We start from the raw sequence: 441 nt of genomic DNA, 5'->3' as shown, positions 1-441 counted from the left end.
CACAAGGCGGCAAACGCTACCGCCAAGGCCGAGATCGAGCACCTGAAACTGCTGATTGCGAAGTTGCGCCGCATGCAGTTCGGTCGTAGCTCCGAGAAGCTCGACCACCGGATCGAACAACTCGAGTTGCGACTGGAAGAGCTCGAGGCTGACGAAGGCGCAGCCCCCATCGAGGTTCCGAAGACGCCACGCACGGCGCCGGAACAGGCGCCACGCAAACCACTCCCGGAGCATCTGCCCCGCGAGATCCTGACGTACTGGCCGGAATCGGCGCAGACCTGCACTGCATGCGGCGGCCCCATGAAGCAGCTCGGTGAAAACGTCTCCGAACAGCTTGAATATGTACCGGCGAGCTTCCGCGTGATCCGCCATGTGCGCCCCAAACTGGCGTGCACGTGCTGCGACCACATCGCACAAGCCGCTGCGCCGAGCCGCCCCATC

The 441-nt window shown here is 63.9% G+C and carries 1 protein-coding gene; it reads left to right on the top strand.

What is annotated here, in order from left to right; genetic code table 11:
- Positions 1-441 (top strand): IS66 family transposase zinc-finger binding domain-containing protein (locus PSUB009319_RS22745; RefSeq protein ID WP_185453546.1); only part of this gene is annotated, 441 nt, incomplete at both ends.

This window comes from Ralstonia sp. SET104, assembly GCF_003851545.1.
Lineage (GTDB): Bacteria > Pseudomonadota > Gammaproteobacteria > Burkholderiales > Burkholderiaceae > Ralstonia.
The sequence above is the reverse complement of the archived record's forward strand: the minus strand, read 5'-3'. Positions and strand labels throughout refer to the sequence as shown.